The sequence below is a fragment of the Geminicoccus roseus DSM 18922 genome, from assembly GCF_000427665.1.
GTDB classification, from domain to species: Bacteria; Pseudomonadota; Alphaproteobacteria; order Geminicoccales; family Geminicoccaceae; genus Geminicoccus; species Geminicoccus roseus.
In genome coordinates this window covers 5,312,962-5,332,105 of sequence record NZ_KE386572.1, presented here as the reverse complement: position 1 = coordinate 5,332,105, position 19,144 = coordinate 5,312,962, and the positions used below count along the sequence as shown (strand labels likewise).

The 19,144-nt window shown below is 70.3% G+C and carries 19 protein-coding genes and 1 tRNA gene; 8 read left to right on the top strand and 12 right to left on the bottom strand.

Translation table 11 applies throughout. From position 1 onward, the window contains the following. Positions 1-83: 83 nt before the first annotated feature. Positions 84-1,073 (top strand): aldo/keto reductase, encoded by a 990-nt coding sequence (locus GEMRO_RS0126030; RefSeq protein WP_027136342.1) that lies wholly within the window; start codon positions 84-86, stop codon positions 1,071-1,073. Positions 1,074-1,244: 171 nt separating this feature from the next. On the opposite strand, the gene GEMRO_RS0126025 is transcribed toward GEMRO_RS0126030, so the two are convergent. From GEMRO_RS0126025 to GEMRO_RS32025, 11 genes are all read right to left on the bottom strand, one after another. After that, positions 1,245-1,332: transfer RNA gene (locus GEMRO_RS0126025), tRNA-Ser, on the bottom strand. A 46-nt stretch (positions 1,333-1,378) separates the two neighbouring features. Further along, positions 1,379-2,872: a phage terminase large subunit gene (terL, locus tag GEMRO_RS0126020; RefSeq protein ID WP_027136341.1), complete on the bottom strand. Its 1,494-nt coding sequence runs from the start codon at positions 2,870-2,872 to the stop codon at positions 1,379-1,381. Positions 2,873-2,926: 54 nt separating this feature from the next. After that, positions 2,927-3,358 carry a hypothetical protein gene (locus tag GEMRO_RS0126015; RefSeq protein ID WP_027136340.1) on the bottom strand — a complete coding sequence of 144 codons (432 nt, stop codon included), beginning with the start codon at positions 3,356-3,358 and terminating at the stop codon, positions 2,927-2,929. Then, positions 3,358-5,283, bottom strand: coding sequence for a hypothetical protein (locus tag GEMRO_RS0126010; protein ID WP_027136339.1), 1,926 nt, complete (start codon positions 5,281-5,283; stop codon positions 3,358-3,360). Before GEMRO_RS0126010 ends, GEMRO_RS0126015 begins: the two co-directional genes overlap by 1 nt. Further along, the gene (locus GEMRO_RS0126005) at positions 5,280-5,852 is read right to left on the bottom strand and encodes a hypothetical protein (protein WP_027136338.1); all 573 of its coding nucleotides are present in this window, start codon (positions 5,850-5,852) and stop codon (positions 5,280-5,282) included. The genes GEMRO_RS0126010 and GEMRO_RS0126005 overlap by 4 nt, the downstream gene beginning before the upstream one ends. A gap of 60 nt (positions 5,853-5,912) precedes the next feature. Further along, positions 5,913-6,182: a hypothetical protein gene (locus GEMRO_RS0126000; protein ID WP_027136337.1), complete on the bottom strand. Its 270-nt coding sequence runs from the start codon at positions 6,180-6,182 to the stop codon at positions 5,913-5,915. A 3-nt stretch (positions 6,183-6,185) separates the two neighbouring features. Then, on the bottom strand, positions 6,186-7,004 hold the full coding sequence (locus GEMRO_RS0125995) for a phage capsid protein (protein ID WP_027136336.1): 819 nt from the start codon (positions 7,002-7,004) through the stop codon (positions 6,186-6,188). Positions 7,005-7,176: 172 nt separating this feature from the next. Then, positions 7,177-7,995 (bottom strand): capsid assembly protein, encoded by an 819-nt coding sequence (locus GEMRO_RS0125990; protein WP_240476774.1) that lies wholly within the window; start codon positions 7,993-7,995, stop codon positions 7,177-7,179. Between the two features lie 44 nt (positions 7,996-8,039). Then, entirely contained in the window at positions 8,040-8,270 is a 231-nt protein-coding gene (locus GEMRO_RS34515) for a Bbp19 family protein (protein ID WP_027136334.1), read from the bottom strand. Next, complete coding sequence (locus GEMRO_RS32030) at positions 8,267-9,751, bottom strand: portal protein (RefSeq protein WP_051329499.1); 1,485 nt, start codon at positions 9,749-9,751, stop codon at positions 8,267-8,269. The genes GEMRO_RS34515 and GEMRO_RS32030 overlap by 4 nt, the downstream gene beginning before the upstream one ends. Positions 9,752-9,827: 76 nt before the next feature. Next, positions 9,828-10,220: a hypothetical protein gene (locus GEMRO_RS32025; protein WP_035486055.1), complete on the bottom strand. Its 393-nt coding sequence runs from the start codon at positions 10,218-10,220 to the stop codon at positions 9,828-9,830. A 110-nt stretch (positions 10,221-10,330) separates the two neighbouring features. On the opposite strand from GEMRO_RS32025, the gene GEMRO_RS0125970 reads away from it, so the two are divergent. The 6 genes from GEMRO_RS0125970 to GEMRO_RS0125945 all read left to right on the top strand — a co-directional run bounded on the left by GEMRO_RS0125970 (position 10,331) and on the right by GEMRO_RS0125945 (position 17,053). After that, positions 10,331-10,963 (top strand): helix-turn-helix transcriptional regulator, encoded by a 633-nt coding sequence (locus GEMRO_RS0125970; RefSeq protein ID WP_027136333.1) that lies wholly within the window; start codon positions 10,331-10,333, stop codon positions 10,961-10,963. Between the two features lie 455 nt (positions 10,964-11,418). Next, positions 11,419-12,501, top strand: coding sequence for an ABC transporter substrate-binding protein (locus GEMRO_RS0125965; RefSeq protein ID WP_322100081.1), 1,083 nt, complete (start codon positions 11,419-11,421; stop codon positions 12,499-12,501). A gap of 58 nt (positions 12,502-12,559) precedes the next feature. Continuing rightward, positions 12,560-13,543, top strand: a complete 984-nt coding sequence (locus GEMRO_RS0125960) for an ABC transporter ATP-binding protein (protein ID WP_027136331.1) — start codon at positions 12,560-12,562, stop codon at positions 13,541-13,543. After that, positions 13,540-14,472, top strand: a complete 933-nt coding sequence (locus GEMRO_RS0125955; protein WP_051329498.1) for an ABC transporter permease — start codon at positions 13,540-13,542, stop codon at positions 14,470-14,472. The genes GEMRO_RS0125960 and GEMRO_RS0125955 overlap by 4 nt, the downstream gene beginning before the upstream one ends. Further along, complete coding sequence (locus tag GEMRO_RS0125950) at positions 14,462-15,268, top strand: ABC transporter permease (RefSeq protein WP_027136329.1); 807 nt, start codon at positions 14,462-14,464, stop codon at positions 15,266-15,268. Before GEMRO_RS0125955 ends, GEMRO_RS0125950 begins: the two co-directional genes overlap by 11 nt. Before the next feature lie 123 nt (positions 15,269-15,391). Beyond that, positions 15,392-17,053, top strand: coding sequence for a bifunctional metallophosphatase/5'-nucleotidase (locus GEMRO_RS0125945; RefSeq protein WP_157505868.1), 1,662 nt, complete (start codon positions 15,392-15,394; stop codon positions 17,051-17,053). A gap of 20 nt (positions 17,054-17,073) precedes the next feature. Here GEMRO_RS0125945 and GEMRO_RS32020 read toward each other — a convergent pair whose 3' ends face one another. Next, positions 17,074-17,292, bottom strand: a complete 219-nt coding sequence (locus tag GEMRO_RS32020; protein ID WP_157505753.1) for a DUF6726 family protein — start codon at positions 17,290-17,292, stop codon at positions 17,074-17,076. A gap of 192 nt (positions 17,293-17,484) precedes the next feature. Between GEMRO_RS32020 and GEMRO_RS0125935 the strand changes: the two genes are divergently transcribed. Further along, positions 17,485-18,912: a gamma-aminobutyraldehyde dehydrogenase gene (locus GEMRO_RS0125935; RefSeq protein WP_027136327.1), complete on the top strand. Its 1,428-nt coding sequence runs from the start codon at positions 17,485-17,487 to the stop codon at positions 18,910-18,912. Positions 18,913-19,144 lie beyond the last annotated feature (232 nt).

Sequence of the window (19,144 nt, the reverse complement as noted above, 5' to 3'; positions counted from 1 at the left end):
GCAATGGTTGCCGTCGAACTGCTGCGGCCGGCGCCACCAGGACCGGCAGGCACGACCGACCAGGCCGCCGGGGAGAGCACATCATGTCGAACCACCAGCATTTCCTCCCTCCCGGGCCGCTTGGTTTCGGTGGCGCGCCCTTGGGCAACATGTTCGCCGAGATCTCGGACCAGGATGCGGACGCCACCCTGGAGGCCGCCTGGGATGCCGGCATCCGCCATTTCGACACCGCGCCGCATTACGGCTCGGGCGTCTCGGAGCACCGCTTCGGCCATGCGCTGCGCCGCTATCCCCGCGACCAGTTCGTGCTGTCCACCAAGGTCGGCCGGCTGCTGCGCGCCGACGAGAGCAAGGGGGGGACGCAGGGCCCGTTCATCAACTGCATGCCGTTCCGCAGCGACTACGACTACACCGCCGACGGGGTGCAGCGCTCGCTCGAGGACAGCATGCAGCGCCTGGGCATGGCGCGCATCGACATCGTCTACATCCACGACTGCGCCGAGGACCATCACGGCGCCCACTGGAAGGAGGCGTTCCGGACCGCCATGGACGGGGCGGCCGTGGCGTTGACGCGGCTGCGGGAGCAGGGGGTGATCCGCGCCTGGGGTTTGGGCGTGAACCTGGTGGAGCCCTGCATCCTGGCGCTGGAGCAGGCCGACCCGGACGTGTTCCTGCTGGCCGGCCGCTACAGCCTGTTGAACCAGCCGGCCCTGGACGAGTTCTTCCCGCGCTGCGCGGAGCGGGGGGTGCACGTGGTGGTCGGCGGCCCCTACAATTCCGGCCTGATCGCCGGCGGCACGACCTTCGAATACCAGGAGGCGCCGCCCGACAAGGTCGCCGCGCGCGACCGGCTGCGCGCGATCGCGGAGCGCCACGGCGTCGACCTGCGTGCCGCCGCCCTCCAGTTCTGCGCCGCCCACCCGGTGGTCGCCACGGTCATCCCCGGCACCAAGAATGCAGAACGGGTCCGCCAGAACGCCGCCCTGATGCAGCAGCCGATCCCGGCCGCCTTCTGGCAGGAACTCAAGGACGCCGGCGTGCTGCCAGCGGCGGCACCGACCCCCGCGGGCTGAACGGCCGGCGTTCGCCATGGGGCGGCAGGTGGAGAGGTAAACGAGAACGGCACCGGACGCTGGTCAAGAGCCTGGCGACAGGTTCGCGACCAAGGGCATGGCGTGCCCACGGAACCGCTGGACGATCCATCAGCGAAGACCTCGCCGTTCCATGGTGGTCGCTGCTTGTGTTGGCGGAAGCGGTGGGATTCGAACCCACGAGGGGTTGCCCCCTGGCGGTTTTCAAGACCGCTGCCTTCAACCGCTCGGCCACGCTTCCAGCACCAGGAGGCGCTTAATCCGCGGCGGGCCGGGATGCAACTGGTCTAGAGGTCGAAGCCGGTCCTGGCCATCAGCGGCGCGCCGCCGCGCCACTGCCTGCGGGTGCGCAGGGCGTGCAGGCCGCGCAGGCGCACCGGCTCCTCCAGGATGCAGCCGGCCACCGCGTCCAGCGCGTCGTCGCGGCTCTCCCGCCCGGGCAGCCACTCGCGCATCTCCTGCACGAAGCCGCCCTGCCAGACATCCTCGTGGACATGCAGGCGGCCGGCGGCCAGCAGCGGGTCGAACGCGTCCAGGATGCGCTGGACCTTGTTGCGGGTGGAGACGTGCTCGATCACCGCGCAGCCGCAGCCCGAACGCGCCACCGCCCGGCGCAGCAGCGAGGGCAGGAACTTGCCGATCCCGTTGGTCTCGATCCGGATCGCCGGCTGGGCCATCGCCTCGGCGAACGCCACCACCTGGCGGCAGAGCTGGTCGGCCTCGTCCTGCTCCTCGACCCTGGCCGGGTCGTGGGTGAGGTAGCGCAGGCCGTGCAGCCAGTAGCCGCCCTCCTCGTCCACGAACACGCAGGCGACCACCGAGGCGTCGCCCTTCTTCGGGTCGCCGAAGGAGGGGTCCCACCAGCAGGTGCTGGACAGCATGCGCCGGCCGCCAATGGTCAGCACGGTCTCGCCGTTGCCGCTGGCAAGCTCGATTGCCCCGGCATAGCGGCGCATCTTCTCCGGCTCCAGCCGCACGTCATGGACATGGGTCGGCTCCAGCAGCATCTGCGAGCGGAACTTGGCCGGGCCGGTCTGCCGGCGCATCCGCTCGACCACGTCCGGCGAGAAGCGCTCGGGCCAGGCGGACGCCCCGGTCGCCGGATCGAGCAGCGGGATGGTCAGCCGCCGGTAGCCGGCCAGGAACGGCGCGTCCTCCTTCAGCTCCTTGCGCGGCTGGTCGGCATAGATCGAGTAGAAGCTGTGCGGCGTGCCGACATAGAGGATCGTGCCCTGCGGCATCAGGATGTAGTCGAGCTCGCGCAGGCACTCGCGCATGTCCTCGCGCTTGGTGGGGGTGTCGGAGGTGTTGGGCACCTCGACATCGTCGCAGATCACCACGTCGGCGCGCAGGCCGGTGAGGTTGCCGGTGATCCCGCGCGAGCAGAGCGACGGATCGCGAAAGTCGCGGGGCCTGGCCACGGTGAACTGGTCGGCCGCCCACTGCTCCCTGCGCTCGGGCAGCAGATGGCGTGCCATCGGGTGGCGCTCGATGATCCGCCGCACGCTGCGCGCCATCTTGTCGGCGAGATTCTGTTCCGCGGAGAGCACCAGGATCCGGAGATCGGGATCGTTCGCCAGGATCCAGGCGCAGAACAGCCCGACCAGGGTCGACTTGCCGGCGTTGCGGAACACCATGAGCAGCAGGCGCTTGTCGCCGTCCCGCCAGCTGTGCTCCAGCCAGTCGGTCACCCGGCCATGCAGGGCCGGCGTGCCGCGGTTCTGCAGCTGGTTGTAGACCCAGACGAACTGGCGAAAGCTGCGGCCACCGGTCTCGAGCATGGTCGTTCGGCTCCGGGGAAGGGGTCCTCCGTGCGACGGGCGGCCGGCCGCCGCTCAGTCGAGCAGCGAACCGCCGGCCAGGCCACCCAGGGTGCGCACTCCCTGGCCCAGAATGCTGCCCTGCTGGTCCAGCAGGTTGTTGCGCTGGCGCAGGGCGGCGCGGGTGTCGTTGCCGTCCAGGGCCAGCCTGGCGCGGGCGTCCGCCTCGGCCTGCTCGGTGCGCGCCTGGCGCTGCAGCCCGGCCGCGATCGCGTCGGCGGCGCTGCGATAGGAACCGATCCCGGCAGAGCCGGCCCGGGCCCGGGCGCTGGCCAGGGCCCGGGCGAGCTGCTGCTCGCGCTTGCGCCGGTCGATGTCCTGCTGGAGCTTCAGCTCCTGGGCGGAACGGATCCGGTCGACCTCGATCAGGTCGTTGGCACGGCTCTTCTTCTGCTGGCCGAGCACGGCGGAAAGGCCGAGCGTGGCGAGGCTGGTTGCGGCACCCATCAGTCGATCACCTGCAGTTGGTGGGACACGGAGAGAAGCGTGAACGGGCTGGGATCGTCCTGGACGATCTTCCAGGGCGTGGCCTCGATGCCGCGGCGCCAGCCCAGCACGCGCACGGCGTGGTCGCCGGTGAAGCCGCCCGCCAGGTCCGGCAGGGCCTGTGGGATGGCGCCGCTGCCCAGGTCCAGGCGCAGCGCGCTGGTTCCGAGCAGGCGGAACGCCATCCGCACGGTCCGGTAGCGCGCGTTCTGCGCGCGGCTGGCCAGCGGCAGGGTCCTGCCCGGCTCCACCGTGTGGGTGAAGGCAAGCCCGGCGACGAGGTCGGTCACCGGATAGGGCAGGGTGACGCTGCCGCCGGCGACGACCGCCCGCATCACCGGCCGGCCGTCGCCGACCAGCCAGACCTGGCGGCCGTCGAAGCGGCCAAGGCCCGACCAGACCGTGCGCCCGGGCGAGGCGCTGAAGCGGAGCGCGCCGTCCACCCCGATCGTATCGTCCAGGTACTCCGCGGCGACCACGCCCTCGCGCGCCACCAGCAGCCAGGTCCGGCCATCCAGGTGCGCCACCGAGCGGATCGCGCCGTTGGTGGAGATCCTGGACCAGGCGACGATGCCGTTCTCCCGGTCGATGGTGGAAGCGGCCATGCTGCCGTCGGCCCTGACCACCAGCACCAGCCGGCGGATCGGGTCGAAGGCCAGGTCGACCGGGTTCTCCAGGAGATGGCGCGCCAGCACGGCGAGGTCGGCGGCCTGGAAGGCCTGCTGGTCGTCGGTGAACAGGAATTCGCGCAGCTCCTTGCCGCTGCGGCTCAGGAACAGGGTGGCGCCGTCGATCTCCACCGGGGCGATGTTGCGGCCGACCATCGAGCCGATCCCGGTCTGCTGGTCGGCGCGGATGGTGGCGGGGGTGAGCGGATCGCCGGCCAGCGCCCATTCCCCGGCGCTGGTGAACACCTGCAGCTGGCGGCCGGATACCAGGGCCCGGATCGCGTGGTTGCGCTGGGTGCCGAGCCGGAAGCGGATTGCCTCGTCGTCCAGGCCGGTGCCCTCGTCGAAGTCGAAATAGGCGCCGGTGCGCGACATCCAGACCGCGTCCGGCAGGTCGCGCGAGCCGCCGACCACCAGCCGGTCCTGCCAGAAGCCGACCGTGGCCGGATAGCCGTGGGCCTGGCTGAACGCCTGCTCGTCCCAGCTGCGCGTGGTCTGCCCGTCGTTCAGCTCCTCCAGGACCAGGCCCAGCGCCTGGGTGGCGCTCTGCACGTTCTGGATCACGACCTGGCGGCCCTTGATCCGGATCCGGGTGCCGTCGTGGAAGGCGGTGAACACCGAGGCGCTGGCGGAAAGGGTGACCAGCGAATCGCGCGGGATCGGCTGGTCGGCGGCAAGGCCGGCCTTGACCGGCTGGATCGCCACCTCGTCGGCGGCAAAGCGCGCGAACGGCTCGCGGTAGGCGAACGGGGCCGGCGCTCCCGGCGGGATCGCGAACGCCCATTTGCGCAGCTGCCAGCCGCCGGTGGCCAGGCGCACCAGCTGGCGCGGCTCGAGGTCGGGGTGGCAGATCAGCAGGCTCTCGCCCAGCCTGGCGAACGCCAGCTGCGGCACCTGGGCGGAGGTCCAGTTGGCGGCGGCGGGGGTATTCGGCGTCGCCGCCAGGGCGTCGTTGATCAGCACGTCGACCTTGAACGGCCCGAACGCCAAGAGCGCCCCACCGTCCGGGGCGTCGAACGGCACCAGGCGGATGCCGCCCGGCACGTCCACCGAGCGGCGCATGCCCGGCCGCCTGGTCACCCCGCCGGTGACCTGGACCAGCACGTTCTCCAGCCGCGCCGCACCCTTGCCGAGCGCCTCCAGGTCGGAGCGGCCGAGCAGGCGCGGGTCGAGTTCGCCGGCGGTGAAGCCGGCGGTGACCAGGGTGACCGCGCTCATCCGAATCGCGCCTCGATCAGGGTGAAGTCCTCGAAGCGCCGGGGCGTGCTCTGCTGGCTGTCCACCAGCCGCGCCTGGCGCAGCTCCAGGTCGGCCGCCTTGCGCAGCACCTCGGCGCGGCTGGCGCTCTCGGTGACCGGCAGGCAGAACTCGGCGGCCAGCCGCGCCACCAGGGCCGCGGCGAAGAAGGCGGGAAACTCGCTCTCCGGCACCCGGCGCTGGTAGGTGAGGGTGATCGCCGCCTGGCCGGCGAGCAGGCCGCCGCCCTGGACCCGGTAGTCCAGGCCGCGGCCGGCGCGGTGCGCGCCCGCCGAGATCACCCGCAGGCAGTCGGCCGGCAGCTGGTGCCGAAAGGCATAATCCTGCGAATCCGCCGGGACCGGCTGGTCCAGGGCGGCCTGGCCGATCGAGAAGCTCCAGGGATGCGCGCTGACCAGGCCGTCGCGCACCAGGCCGTACAGGCGCTGGGCGACGGTCGCCTCGGCGCTGTTCTCGAAGAACGAGCCGATCGGTGCCGCTCCCAGACGCACCAGGGCCTGCGAGCAGAGGTCGATGTCGCTGTAAGCCATGAGCCTGTCCTCGAAAAGGATCCGGGCGGCGGCAGGCCGCCGCCCGGACCGTCCGGCCGGTCAGTCGGAGTTCATCGAGCCGAACGCGACGATGTTGGAGAGGTCGACGACGCCCGCGGCATTGGCGACCACCACCATCACGCCATGGCTGGGCGAGGTGCCCAGGCCGGCGTTCAGCATGATGAAGTCGCCGACCCGCAGCATCTTGGCGGCCACGTTGAAGTAGCCGGCGCCGTCGACCGTGGTGTGGACGTCCTCGGTCCGGTAGTGCCAGAGCGTGAAGCCGTTGGCGTAGGACAGGACGCTCAGGTTCTCGGCTTTGTAGGCCATCGCTCAGTCCTCCAGGCAGGGCATCTTCACGACGCCCTTGGGTTCGATCATCACGGCACCCTGGGACATCGAGGAGGAGATGAAGTGGGCGGCGCGGTCGCCATGCCAGCTGATGTCGGTCTTGACGTCCTGGCCGATGGCGTGGCCGAGCGCCGACTTGTGGTACCAGTAGCAGGTGCGGGTCGTGCTCTCGCGGGGCAGGCCGGAATGCGGGATCCAGGTGGTGCCCAGCCACATCTTGGCCTGGCTGCCCTTCCAGGGCAGCTCGGCGTCGCCGACGAACTCGGAGTTGGCGAACTCGGCCAGGTTCAGCAGCTCCGACCACTGCTTCCAGCCGACGATCGCGTATCGCTGGCCATCATCAGGGACGTCGTTCTCGCCCAGCATCTCGAAGGCCTTGAGCACCTTGGCCTTGGTCAGCCCGTCGGCATCGCTGCCGGCTTCCTGATTGGAGGTGTCGAGCGCCTCGATCACCAGCTCGTCCGTCTTGCGGCCGAGCGCGAAGGCGCCGGTGTTGGCGAGCACGCTGCGCTCGTCGATGTTGGTCTTCAGCTCGTCGAGCTGGTCGATCCACTCGCCGGCGTAATAGTCGTAGAGGCGCGCCTCGACGGTCGCGAACTCGATGTTCATGACCGGCACGAAGCTGTTGCGCGCCTTGGTCGCCGCCGCGCCGCGCCCGACCTTCTGGAAGACCGTGGAGCTGCCGATGACGCCGTTCTTCACCCGGATGGTGTGGCGGAGCTTGCTGCCCTGCCGCTGGTAGGCCTCGTGCACTTCGCGTTCGAACTGCTTGACGAAGGCCTGGTCGATCGAGGTGGACATGATGGTCCTTCCCTTGTCGTTGGGTGCCTTGGTGGCCGTGCGCAAGGGTTGTCCGACGTGCTTGGCGCCGGGCCCGGGGCAGGAAGCCGTGGAGGGTGAGAGGGGCGGCGCGGGCCCAGGGACAGGGGTTGTCCGCGCCGGTCCCGTCGAGATCGGGCCGGGGTGCGGGGGCTCAGCCGCCGTAGAGGCGGCGGTAGCCCTCGGTCACCCTGGCCACGAAATCCTTGTCCCGGTCGCGCCAGTAGCGCGGGTCGCGCATCATCCGGCCGAGCTTCTCCGGGTCGGGGGCGAGGTTGGACGGATCGCCGCCGGTGACGATCTCCGGCTCCTTGGCGCGCATCATCGCGTGCAGCGCCATCACCCCGTCATAGGTGCGCGAGAGCGCCTGGTAGGTGGACGGATCCAGGTGCCGCTCGCCGAAGGACTTGAGCTGGCGCGCCACCGCGCCGAAGCGCTCGGGCCCGCCGAAATGCTCCTCTAGCCGGCCACGGCTGGCCTGTGCCTGGCGGGCGTCCTCGACCTCGGCCAGCGTCGCCTCGAGCAAAGGCGCGATCCGCTCGGCAGCGAGGTCGTAGACCAGCTGCGCCTGGCGGTTGCTGAAGCCCGCCTCGTGGAGCTGCCGGTCGAGCTCCGGGTCGCGCTCCAGCCACTCGGCCTTCTGCTCGATCGCGTAGCCGGACGGATCGGCCGGCCGGCCGAGTGCCGCGAACAGCCGCTCCTGCGCCGCCCGGTCCTCCGGATCGCCCGGCATGGGCAGCATCCCGCCGATCTTGCGCTCCAGGGCCAGGTAGCTCTTGAGGAGCATGTCGGCGCGCAGCTGCCCGTCGGGACCCCGGAACTTCTCGGGGATCTCCAGGGCCGGCGCCGCCTCCGTCTCCGCCTCCGCCTCCGCCTCCGTCTCCGGCCCGGGCAGGGCGGCCTCGTCGACGGCCGGCGCGGTTGCGAGGAGGTCGTCCGGGTCGGGCAGCGCCTCCGGGATGTTCGCGATCATGTCCTGTTCCATGGCGGGATGGCCTTTGGGTCGGGGATCGGGGGTCAGCGGCCGCGGCCGCGCGCCGCCAGGGACTGCAGATGCGCCACCAGGAAGCGCTGGCCCTCGATGTGGCGCAGCTCCTGGTCGCTGGCCTGCGGCGGCACGCGGCGCAGCAGGTAGGCGCGCTCCAGGTGGTCGAGCAGGCGCTGTCCGTCGGCGGAGGCGAACAGCCTGGCGGCACAGCGCGCCAGGTCGTCCGCGGCAGGCTCGTCCGCCAGTGGCTCGCCGTTCACGGCAGCACCTGGCGCAGGAACTCGGCCTGGAAGGCATCCAGCGCATCCCGCTCCAGGATCAGCTCGGCGGGCACGCCCAGGGTGTGGCCGAGCCAGCGGGCAGCGCCCGGCACGTCGACCACGGACGCGCCGTGGTCGCCCATCTCGCGGACGGTCTGCAGCCAGAGCAGGGTGTTCTGCACGTCGAGGCGGGACTGGCGGCGGGCCAGGGGCGACTGGTAGCGCAGCTCGACCGAGCGGCCGTCCAGGCGCAGGTCGGGGATCTCGCCGCGGCGCGCCAGGATCGCCAGGCCGCGCGCCACCAGCGGGGTGAGCAGCTCGGACTGCAGCCGGCCGAACACGGCGGCGAGCAGGCGGGTGGTCTCGGCCGAGCGCTCCAGCACCTCGGTGGCGGTCATCCGGGCGTCCTGGACCGGGCCCAGCCGGTCGACCAGCAGGGTGTGGCGGATCCGGGCGCGCAGATCGTCCAGGATCAGCTGGCTGACGTCGAACCGGCCGGGCATCTCCAGCGGCTTCAGCCCCTCGGAGCCCACCGCCTTGGGAATGATGCTGCCCGGGATCAGCTTGATGTTGGCCGGGTTGAGCACGCCGTCGTCCTCGGCCAGCCAGATCCCGGTGACCGCGATCGAGGCGTTCTTGAGGATCAGCTCCACCACCTTGTTGGCGGTGCGCACGTCGGGCAGGGCGGTCATCATCGGCGAGCGGCCGTAGACCTCGCCGGCGGTCTTGATCCAGCGGAAGGTGATGAAGGGCGGCTGCTCGAAGATCCCCTCCGCCAGGAGGGCCTGCGGCCGGCCGGTCTCCTCGTCGTCGGTGAGCCAGGCCCGGTAGTGGAACTGGCTGCCGGCCGGGACCACCGCCTCGACCACCCGGCAGGGATGCTCGGCGTTCTGCTGGGCCAGGTCGGCCGGCAGCAGGGCGTCCGGCCAGCGGGCGCGCAGGGCGGTCAGCGCCATGGCGCTGGTGCGGAAATGGCCGGTGACGGTGCCGTCGGCATCCTCCTCCACCGCCATCTCGGCGGCCGGGATGGCGGTGAAGCGGAAGGCGGAGGCGCGGCCGGCCGGGGCCTCGGCGAACAGGAGGGTGGCGGTGCCGAGGGTGACCAGGTCGAGAAAGGCCTGGTGGATCTCGACGGTGAAGTTGGCATGGTCGAAATGGCTCTGCAGGCGGGCGGCGACCTGCTCCAGCAGTTCGGTGGCCTCGGCCTGATCCTGGCGGGGGACGTCCGGCCCGGCGCGCAGGCCGAACCAGGACGACCAGGGCGGGGTCAGCTCGCCCAGGAGGCTGGCGGCGAGCTGCTCCACGGCATCCGCGGCGGTGGAGTCGAACAGGCGCTCCGGCGCGCGGCCGGCAGCCTCCAAACCCGGGCTGCGCTGCGGCGCGGTGAAGGCCAGGCATTCGCGCCAGATCGGCTCGAACTGCCGGCGTCGTTCGCGTGCCCGACGATAGCGCTGGTCGAGATCGGGATCGACGGGGGGCATGGCGGGGCTCCGAGATGGGACGCCGGGGGCTCGTGCGGTGTTTCAGACTATATTCCTATAATCGGACATTGGTCAATCAGAGAAATCGTTGCCATCCGCGCGCCAACAGGACCCGATGCAACTGGTAAGGTGTCCACGCCGCTGCCCGGCCCAACCCGAGCGTGCGCTTGACGATCTCGACGCAAGTAACCGGGCGGAATGTGCTGGCGCCGAAGCCGGAATTTTCGGCGAATCCTGCCAGAACGATGCGGCCCTGCTGGACATAGTGCTCGACGAGATCAAATTGATCCGGCAGGTCTAGCCAAGCCACCCGGAGATCATGCAGAAGTGGATCGACCAGGATCCAGCCGCGTTCGGCGCGTACTAGGCAGTAGCAGTGGCGGAAGCCCGGCCGCAGCCAGGACAGCCAGCGACTTTCGGCGCGGTCCTCGAACACTACGATCGCCTGAAACCGGTCGTGGGCGGCCATGGGACCATACTTCTGAAGTTAGGATCATGAGCCTAGTGACAGGACCAGCAAACGTCAAGATGATGTTCCTACTGCCATAGTGCCTGCTGTATTGCTCGGAGCTGTTTCCTATGATGACGCATAGCGACGTCTGGGTGGGGATCGACCGCCTGGCCGCCAAGAACGGATTTTCCGCTTCGGGCCTCGCCAAGCGCGCCGGACTGGACCCCACTACCTTCAACAAGAGCAAGCGCGCCACCAAGGCCGGCAAGGCGCGCTGGCCGTCCACCGAGAGCATCGCCAAGATCCTCGAGGCCACCATGACCCCGATGGCCGAGTTCGTCGCGCTGATGAACGGCACCGACGGTGAGGAGCCCGCGCCGGCCTCCAGGCGCCTGCGCTCGCTGCCCCTGGATCGGGCGGCCACGGGCCAGGTCTTCGACGCCTCCGGCTTCCCGATCGGCGACGAGTGGGAGGATGTCGACTTCCCCGGCCTGGACGACGGCCATGCCTATGCCCTGGAACTGGGCGAGGACCTGGCGCCCTACTGGCGGCGCGGCGACGTGCTGGTGGTCTCCCCGGCCTCTTCGACCCGCCGGGGCGACCGGATCCTGCTCCGCGACCGCAAGAACAAGCTCCATCTGGGCATCATGTCCCGGCGGACCGCGCAGCGCGTGGTGGTGGACCTGCCCGGCGGCAGCGAGGAATCCTGGGCAATCGACGAGGTCGCCTGGATCGCCCGGATCGTCTGGGCCAGCCAGTAGCCCGGCACCCGGCGCGTCCCAGCCGGCGCGTCCCAGCCGGCGCGTCCCAGCCGGCGCCGCCGTGCGGGATCGGCCCGTCGCCGCCGCCAGCCGGCCCGCTTGCGCCAGTCCGGCGCCCCGCCGGCGGCTCCTCGGAAAAAAAAGGCGGCCGCCGAACAGGTCGGCGACCGCCAAGTCAGGCATCACAACGTCAGGGAGAACAGGACCGGCCGATCCACTGGGGGGAAGAGACCGGCCGGTCCATGCCCTGGACTTTACGCCGGCAATGTTGAATCAAAGGTTAACGGAACGCCGGTTGGCGCGGTTATTTTGATCCTGCCGCGCCAAAAGACGTAACGGGATGTGTTCGGATCCACGCAGAGGCCTTGGGGCCGGAGGATAGGATGCGGGCGAACCTTCTGGCCGCGGTCGCCGCGGTCGCCGTTCTTTCCGGGGCCGGCACCGCCCGCGCCCAGATGGTCACCGAGCTCGGCGAGGGGGAGGGGGCGGTCGATATCGTCGCTTGGCCAGGCTACATCGAGCGCGGCCAGACCGACCCGGCCTTTGACTGGGTCAGCGCGTTCGAGGCGGAGACCGGCTGCAAGGTCACCGTCAAGACCGCCGGCACCTCCGACGAGATGGTCGCCCTGATGAACGAGGGCGGCTTCGACCTGGTCACCGCCTCCGGCGACGCCTCGCTCCGGCTGATCGCCGGCAAGCGGGTCCAGGAGATCAACACCGGCCTGATCCCGTCCTTCGAGAAGGTCGACCCGCGCCTGCAGGAAGCGCCCTGGCATTTCGTGGACGGCAAGCATTACGGCACGCCCTACCAGTGGGGCGGCAACGTCCTGGCCTACGACACCGAGGTGTTCAAGGAGGCGCCGACCTCCTGGAGCGTAGTGTTCGAGAAGCAGGACCTGCCCGACGGCCAGAGCAACGAGCAGCGCGTCCAGGCCTTCGACGGCCCGATCTACATCGCCGACGCAGCACTCTACCTGATGGCGCACCAGCCGGATCTCGGCATCAAGGACCCCTACGAGCTGAGCGAGGAGCAATACGCAGCCGCCCTCGACCTGCTCCGCCAGCAGCGCCAGATCGTGCATCGCTACTGGCACGACGCCTTTGTCCAGATCGACGACTTCACCAACGAGGGCGTGGTCGCCTCCAGTTCCTGGCCGTTCCAGGTCAACCTGCTCAAGTCCAAGAACGAGCCGATCGCCAGCACGATCCCCGAGGAAGGGGCCACCGGCTGGGCCGACACCACCATGATGCATGCCGAGGCCGCCCATCCGAACTGCGCCTACATGTGGATGGAGCATTCGCTCACGCCCAAGGTGCAGGGCGACCTCGCCGCCTGGTTCGGCTCGGTTCCGGCCGTGCCGGCCGCCTGCGAGAACAACGAGCTGCTGGGCCCGGACGGCTGCAAGACCAACGGCATCGACAGCTTCGAGCAGATCCATTTCTGGCGGACCCCGGTAGCCAAGTGCGCGAGCCAGGAGGCCTGCGTGCCCTACTACCGCTGGGTCACCGACTATATCGCCATCCTGGGCGGCCGCTGAACGGGATGGCCCGGCCATCGGCGGGACAGGCCCGCCCTCCCGCCGGCGGCAGGACGCGGTGAGCGAGGCGATCCGCTTCGAGAACGTGGTGCGCAGCTTCGGGCCGCTGCGCGCCCTGGACGGCGTCTCCTTCAGCGTCGCCGACGGCGAGTTCTTCTCGATGCTGGGCCCGTCCGGCTCGGGCAAGACCACCTGCCTGCGCCTGGTCGCAGGATTCGACCGGCCGACCTCCGGGGTGATCCGGATCGCCGGCCGGCCTGCCGCCGGCACGCCGCCCTGGGAGCGCGACGTCAACACCGTCTTTCAGGACTACGCCCTGTTCCCGCACATGAGCGTGCGCGACAACGTCGCCTACGGCCTGATGATCCGCGGCCAGGACCGCGCCACCCGCTCCCGCCGGGCCGACGCCATGCTGGCCTCGGTGGCGCTGGAGGGCTTCGGCGAAAGGCGCACCGCCGAGCTGTCCGGCGGCCAGCGCCAGCGGGTGGCGCTGGCCCGCGCGCTGGTGCTGGAGCCGCGCGTCCTCCTGCTCGACGAGCCCTTGGGTGCCCTCGACCTGAAGCTGCGCCAGCAGATGCAGGGCGAGCTGCGGGCCCTGCAGCGCCGGGTCGGGATCACCTTCGTCTATGTCACCCACGACCAGGGCGAGGCACTGGCGATGTCTGACCGGATCGCCGTGTTCAACCATGGCCGGATCGAGCAGGTCGGCACGCCCCGCGAGGTCTATGACCGTCCGGCCACCTCGTTCGTCGCGGACTTCGTGGGCGCGGCCAACGTGCTGCCCGGCGCGCTGCTGGGCCTGGGCCGCCCGGTCGCGATCCGGCCCGAGCGCCTGCGCCTGGACGGCGGCGAGCGCCGGCTGGAGGCGGTGGTGGTCGCCCGCCATTTCCTGGGGGCCGGCACCCGGATCGAGGCGCGGCTCGCCGACGGCAGCCCGATCGCCGCCCTGGTCGCCGAGACCGATCCCGCCCGGCTGCCGCCCGAGGGGGCGCCGGTCGTGCTGGGCGCCGATGCCGCTTCCTTTCTGGAACTGGAGCGGTGACCGCGGCGCTGGCCACCGGGCCCGGCGCCGTCCTGGCCCGCGCGTTCTGGCGCAAGAGCGGCCTCGTCACCCTGCTGCTCCTGCTCGCACCCCTTCTGTGGCTGGGCATCGTCTATGCCGGCTCGCTCCTGGCGCTGCTGGCGCAAAGCTTCTTCGCGCTGGACGAGTTCTCCGGGGTGATCATCTACGAGCCGACCCTGTCGACCTGGCGCCAGTTCCTGTCCGAGCCGGCCAATCTCGACATCGTCCTGCGTACCCTCGCCATGGCCGCCGCGGTGACGCTGGCCTGCGCGATCATCGCCTTTCCGATCGCCTATCTGATGGCGCGCTATGCGAAGGGCGGCTGGAAGGCGCTGCTCTACGTCCTGGTGATGCTGCCGCTCTGGTCCAGCTACCTGGTCAAGGTCTACGCCTGGAAGCTGATCCTGGCGAAAGAAGGCGCCATCACCTGGATCTTCGCGCAGACCGGGCTGATCGGCCTGCTGGACGCGATGCTGGGCCTGCCGGTGGTGGGCGGCCCCTCCCTGTCGGTCAGCTATCTCGGCATGTTCCTGGTGTTCACCTATCTCTGGGTGCCGTTCATGATCCTGCCGGTCGAGGCGGCGCTGGAGCGGGTGCCGCCGAGCCTCCTGGAAGCGTCCGGCGATCTGGGCGCCAAGCCGCGCACCACCTTCCTGCGCATCGTCCTGCCGCTGGCCTTCCCGGGCATCGTCGCCGGCTCGATCTTCACCTTCGCGCTGACCATGGGCGACTACATCCTGCCCTACGTGATCGGCTCGTCGCGCCTGTTCATCGGCCAGGTCGTCTATTTGCAGCAGGGTACTGCCGGCAACGTGCCGCTCGCCGCCGCCTTCTCGGTGGTGCCGATCCTGGTGATGGCGCTCTACCTGGCCGTGGCCCGCCGCCTGGGCGCATTCGATGCGCTCTGACCGCATGCCCGCCGGACTGACCATCGCCGCGATCCTTGGGCTTCTGTTCCTGCATCTGCCGATGGCGTTCATATTCCTGTACGCCTTCACCACCGAGGACAAGTCCTACCAGTTCCCGCCGCCCGGCCTGACCCTCGACTGGTTCCAGGTCGCCTGGAACCGCCAGGACGTCTGGGACGCGCTGGGCCTGTCGGTGCGGGTGGCAGCCGTCGCCACCCTGGTGGCGATGGTGCTGGGCACGCTCGCCGCCATGGCGCTGGTGCGCGCCCGCTTCTTCGGCCGTGAGACGGTCACTCTCCTGCTGATCCTCCCGATCGCCCTGCCGGGGATCATCACCGGCATCGCGCTCCGCTCCGCGTTCGGGATCATGGAGATCCCGTTCAGCTTCTGGACGATCGTGATCGGCCACGCGACCTTCTGCATCGTGGTGGTCCACAACAACGCCATCGCAAGGCTGCGCCGCACCGCCGGGTCGATCGTGGAGGCATCCTACGACCTGGGCGCCGGGCCCTGGCAGACCTTCCGCCACGTCATCCTGCCCAACCTCGCCACCGCGCTGCTGGCCGGCGGGATGCTCGCCTTCGCGCTCAGCTTCGACGAGGTGATCGTCACCACCTTCACAGCCGGCCAGCAGACCACCCTGCCGATCTGGATGCTGTCCGAGCTGGTCCGCCCCCGCCAGCGCCCGGTCACCAACGTGGTCGCGGTGTTCGTGTTCGTGGTGACCCTGGTCCCGATCCTCCTGGCCTACCGCCTGACCCGCGGCACCGACAGCGTTGCCGGATCGGGCAAGTAGCGGATCCTGCCCTTGCCCGCGCACAAGGCTCTGCTAGGCAGGAGAGGACGCCGCACCCGACGAGGTTGGAGCACCATGACGCGCAGGACGATCGACGCGCTGGCCCTGTCCCTTTCTCTGGCCATGTCGCCGCTCCTGGTCCCCCTGCCGGCCATGGCCGCGGATCCCGCTGAGCCCGTCGCGGCGGCGGATCCCGCCGGGCCACTGAACGTCACCCTGCTCGCGATCAACGACTTCCACGGCAACCTCCTGCCGCCCGACGGCGGCATCAAGGTCCCGGACCCGGCCGACCCGTCGCAGACCATCCGCGTCCCCGCCGGCGGGGCGGAGGCGATGGCGACCCTGATCCGCCAGCGCCGCGCCGAGGCCGGGCCGAACAGCGTGTTCGTGGCGGCCGGCGACCTGATCGGCGCCAGCCCGCTGCTCTCGGGCATCCTGCACGACGAGCCCACCATCGAGGCCCTGTCCCTGATGGGGCTGGAGGCCAGTGCGGTCGGCAACCACGAGTTCGACGACGGCCTGGCCGAGCTCCTGCGCATGCAGAACGGCGGCTGCCATCCGAACGACGATTGCGGCGACCGCCGCTTCGGGGGCGCCAGCTTCCAGTACCTTGCCGCCAGCACCATCGACGACGCCACCGGCCAGCCGGTCCTGTCGCCCTATGTCATCAAGGAGTTCGAGGGCATACCGGTGGCGTTCATCGGGCTCACCCTGAAGGGCACCCCCGGGATCGTGGTGCCGAGCGGGGTGGAGGGCCTGACCTTCAAGGACGAGGCCGAGACCGTGAACGCGCTGGTGCCGGAACTGCAGGGCCAGGGCACCCAGGCGATCGTGGTGCTGCTCCACGAGGGCGGCTACCCCACCGGCGGCATCAACGACTGCCCCGGCATCTCCGGGGCGATCACCGAGATCGTGCCGAAGCTGGACCGGGCCGTGGACGTCGTGGTCAGCGGCCATACCCACAAGGCCTATGTCTGCGAGATCGACAACCGCCTGGTCACCAGCGGCGACAAGTTCGGCACCCTGGTCACCGAGATCGGCCTGGAGATCGACCGCGCCAGCGGCGACGTCGTCTCGGCCCAGGCCCAGAACCTGATCGTCCGCACCGAGGAGCTGGCCAGGGACCCGGGCCAGACCGCGCTGATCCAGCGCTACCAGGAGATCGTGGCCCCCCTGGCCGAGCGGGTGGTCGGCCGGATCGCCCAGTCGCTCACCAAGGAGGAGAGCCATGCCGGCGAGACCACGCTCGGCGACGTGGTCGCCGACGCCCAGCTTGCCGCGACCAGGGCCGAGATCGCCAGCGGCGCGGAGATCGCCTTCACCAATCCTGGCGGCGTGCGCACCGACCTGCCGCGGAACGAGGACGGCCAGGTGACCTATGCCGAGCTGTTCGCGGTCCAGCCGTTCGGCAACTCGCTGGTGACCATGAGCCTGACCGGGGCGCAGATCGAGCGGATGCTGGAGCAGCAATGGCTGGACCAGCCCAAGCCCCGCATCCTGCACGTCTCCGACGGCTTCACCTATCGCTGGGACGGCAGCAGGCCGGTGGGCGAACGGGTCGATCCCGACACCATGAAGCTGCACGGCACGCCGGTCGACCCGCAGTCCAGCTACCGGGTGACGGTCAACAATTTCCTGGCCGATGGCGGCGACGGCTTCACGGTGCTGCGCGAGGGCACCGACCGGGTCACCGGCCCCTACGATGTCGACGCGCTGGCGGCCTATGTCGAGGCGGCCGGCGAGCTGCAGGCGCCGCCGCTGGACCGGATCGGCCGGGTCGACTGACCGGGCGGGCCTGCGCCGTCTCAGTCGATGGCGTCGCCCACCAGGTCGAACGGCGCCGCGGCGACGTCGCCGGCCACCGGCACCACCTTGAGCACGTCGCCGGTCACCCGGAAGGGCAGGGCAGTCAGCCCGCAGCCGGACAGCGCGAGGGCCAGGGCGACGGGCAGCGCCGCCGGCAGAAGCCACCCGGCCTGCGGCCGTAGACGGGCCACGGCTTCACGACCGATCAGGGACCGCATCATTCCTCCGGAGGGCAGCAGGCTTTCCGGCAATGTTCCACGAAACGGGCGGGGCGGATAGCTCGGTAGCCGGCGCAAGCAGGTGCTTCCGCCGGCCCCGGCGGTTCCGCTACGCTCGACGCCGCAGGCAGGCGCGGCTGGATCTGAACGCCCTGGACGCGCGGCCATCGACCCCGGACCGAGGAGGCGACGATGCATCTCTCCATGCTGATCGACGGCGCGTTCGTGAGCGGCGAGAGGGACCCTGTCCCGGTGTTCGACCCGCAGACCGGCCAGGTCCTGGTCGAGGTCGCCGAAGCCAGCCCGGCCCAGGTCGATGCCGCGGTGGGCGCGGCGGCCCGTGCGTTTGCCGACTGGTCGCGGACCACGCCCGCCGAGCGCTCCGCCCTGCTGCTGCGCCTGGCCGACGCGATCGAGGCCAAGGCCGACCATCTCGCCCGGCTGGAATCGCAGGACTGCGGCAAGCCCCTGGCCCGGGTCCAGGAGGACGAGATCCCGGCCATCGCCGACTGCTACCGCTTCTTCGCCGGCGCCGTCCGCCACCAGGGAGCGCCGGCCGCCGGCGAGTATCTGAAGGGCTTCACCAGCATGGTGCGCCGTGACCCCGTTGGGGTGGTGGGCTCGATCGCACCCTGGAACTATCCCCTGATGATGGCGGCGTGGAAGCTCGCCCCGGCGCTGGCGGCCGGCAACTGCGTGGTGCTGAAGCCCTCGGAGATGACCCCGCTCACCACCCTGGCGCTGGGCGAGGTGCTGGCGGAAATCTTCCCGCCGGGCGTCGTCAACATCGTCCATGGCCGTGGAGCCTCCACCGGCGCCGCCCTGATCGACCATCCGGGCGTGCGGATGATCGCGCTGACCGGCTCGATCGCGACCGGCGCCAAGGTGCTGGAAGCCGCGTCGAAGTCGATGAAGCGCACCCATCTGGAACTGGGCGGCAAGGCGCCGGTGATCGTGTTCGACGATGCCGACTTGGACGCGGTGGTGAACGGCCTGAAGATGTTCGGCTTCTACAATGCCGGCCAGGACTGCACCGCCGCCTGCCGGATCTATGCTGGGCCGAAGATCCACGACCGGCTGGTGGCCGACCTGGCCGGGGCGGCCTCCTCGATTTCCTATGGCGACCGCGACGATCCTGCCGCCGAGATCGGCCCGCTGGTCTCCGCGCAGCACCGCGACCGGGTCGCCGGCTATGTCGGCCGGGCGCTGGAGAGCGGCCACATGGAGGCGGTGGCCGGCGGCGGGCCGGGTGGCGGCACCGGCTATTTCTTCGAGCCGACCGTGATCGCCGGCGCGCGGCAGGGCGACGAGATCGTCCGCGAGGAGCTGTTCGGCCCGGTGGTGTCGGTGACCCGGTTCCAGGACGTGGAGGAGGCGGTCACCTGGGCCAACGACAGCGAGTACGGCCTGGCCTCCTCGGTGTGGACCCGGGATGTCGGCCGGGCGATGCAGGTGGCCAGCCGGCTGCAGTATGGCTGCACCTGGATCAACACCCATTTCATGCTCTGCTCGGAGATGCCGCATGGCGGGTTCAAGCGGTCCGGCTACGGCAAGGATCTCTCCGGCTATGCGCTCGAGGACTATACCATCCCGCGCCACATCATGATCGCGCACGACTAGCCTGGACGAACTCCATGCTTCTGTTTGCTTCGTCACGCCGCATTCCCGGTAAGCGGGAGCCAAAGATGGATATATACTGATTTTTTTTGAAGGATGAGATCGTTTGCACTTTGGGAGATTCATGGCCCGTAACAGACGTCGCGCGTTTGCTTCTTGATTGTCGCCTGCCACTCGCCCTAGTCTGCCGCGCCACCACCGATCCGTCGACGGATCGCCAGTTGGATGCCGCGCC

Bases quoted from the DNA above. Each gene is read 5' to 3' on its own strand.
- GEMRO_RS0126030 (WP_027136342.1), top strand. From the start codon at position 84: ATGTCGAACCACCAGCATTTCCTCCCTCCCGGGCCGCTTGGTTTCGGT.
- terL (WP_027136341.1), bottom strand. From the start codon at position 2,872: ATGCTCGAGACCGGTGGCCGCAGCTTTCGCCAGTTCGTCTGGGTCTAC.
- GEMRO_RS0126015 (WP_027136340.1), bottom strand. From the start codon at position 3,358: ATGGGTGCCGCAACCAGCCTCGCCACGCTCGGCCTTTCCGCCGTGCTC.
- GEMRO_RS0126010 (WP_027136339.1), bottom strand. From the start codon at position 5,283: ATGAGCGCGGTCACCCTGGTCACCGCCGGCTTCACCGCCGGCGAACTC.
- GEMRO_RS0126005 (WP_027136338.1), bottom strand. From the start codon at position 5,852: ATGGCTTACAGCGACATCGACCTCTGCTCGCAGGCCCTGGTGCGTCTG.
- GEMRO_RS0126000 (WP_027136337.1), bottom strand. From the start codon at position 6,182: ATGGCCTACAAAGCCGAGAACCTGAGCGTCCTGTCCTACGCCAACGGC.
- GEMRO_RS0125995 (WP_027136336.1), bottom strand. From the start codon at position 7,004: ATGTCCACCTCGATCGACCAGGCCTTCGTCAAGCAGTTCGAACGCGAA.
- GEMRO_RS0125990 (WP_240476774.1), bottom strand. From the start codon at position 7,995: ATGATCGCGAACATCCCGGAGGCGCTGCCCGACCCGGACGACCTCCTC.
- GEMRO_RS32030 (WP_051329499.1), bottom strand. From the start codon at position 9,751: ATGCCCCCCGTCGATCCCGATCTCGACCAGCGCTATCGTCGGGCACGC.
- GEMRO_RS32025 (WP_035486055.1), bottom strand. From the start codon at position 10,220: ATGGCCGCCCACGACCGGTTTCAGGCGATCGTAGTGTTCGAGGACCGC.
- GEMRO_RS0125970 (WP_027136333.1), top strand. From the start codon at position 10,331: ATGATGACGCATAGCGACGTCTGGGTGGGGATCGACCGCCTGGCCGCC.
- GEMRO_RS0125965 (WP_322100081.1), top strand. From the start codon at position 11,419: ATGGTCACCGAGCTCGGCGAGGGGGAGGGGGCGGTCGATATCGTCGCT.
- GEMRO_RS0125950 (WP_027136329.1), top strand. From the start codon at position 14,462: ATGCGCTCTGACCGCATGCCCGCCGGACTGACCATCGCCGCGATCCTT.
- GEMRO_RS0125945 (WP_157505868.1), top strand. From the start codon at position 15,392: ATGTCGCCGCTCCTGGTCCCCCTGCCGGCCATGGCCGCGGATCCCGCT.
- GEMRO_RS32020 (WP_157505753.1), bottom strand. From the start codon at position 17,292: ATGCGGTCCCTGATCGGTCGTGAAGCCGTGGCCCGTCTACGGCCGCAG.
- GEMRO_RS0125935 (WP_027136327.1), top strand. From the start codon at position 17,485: ATGCATCTCTCCATGCTGATCGACGGCGCGTTCGTGAGCGGCGAGAGG.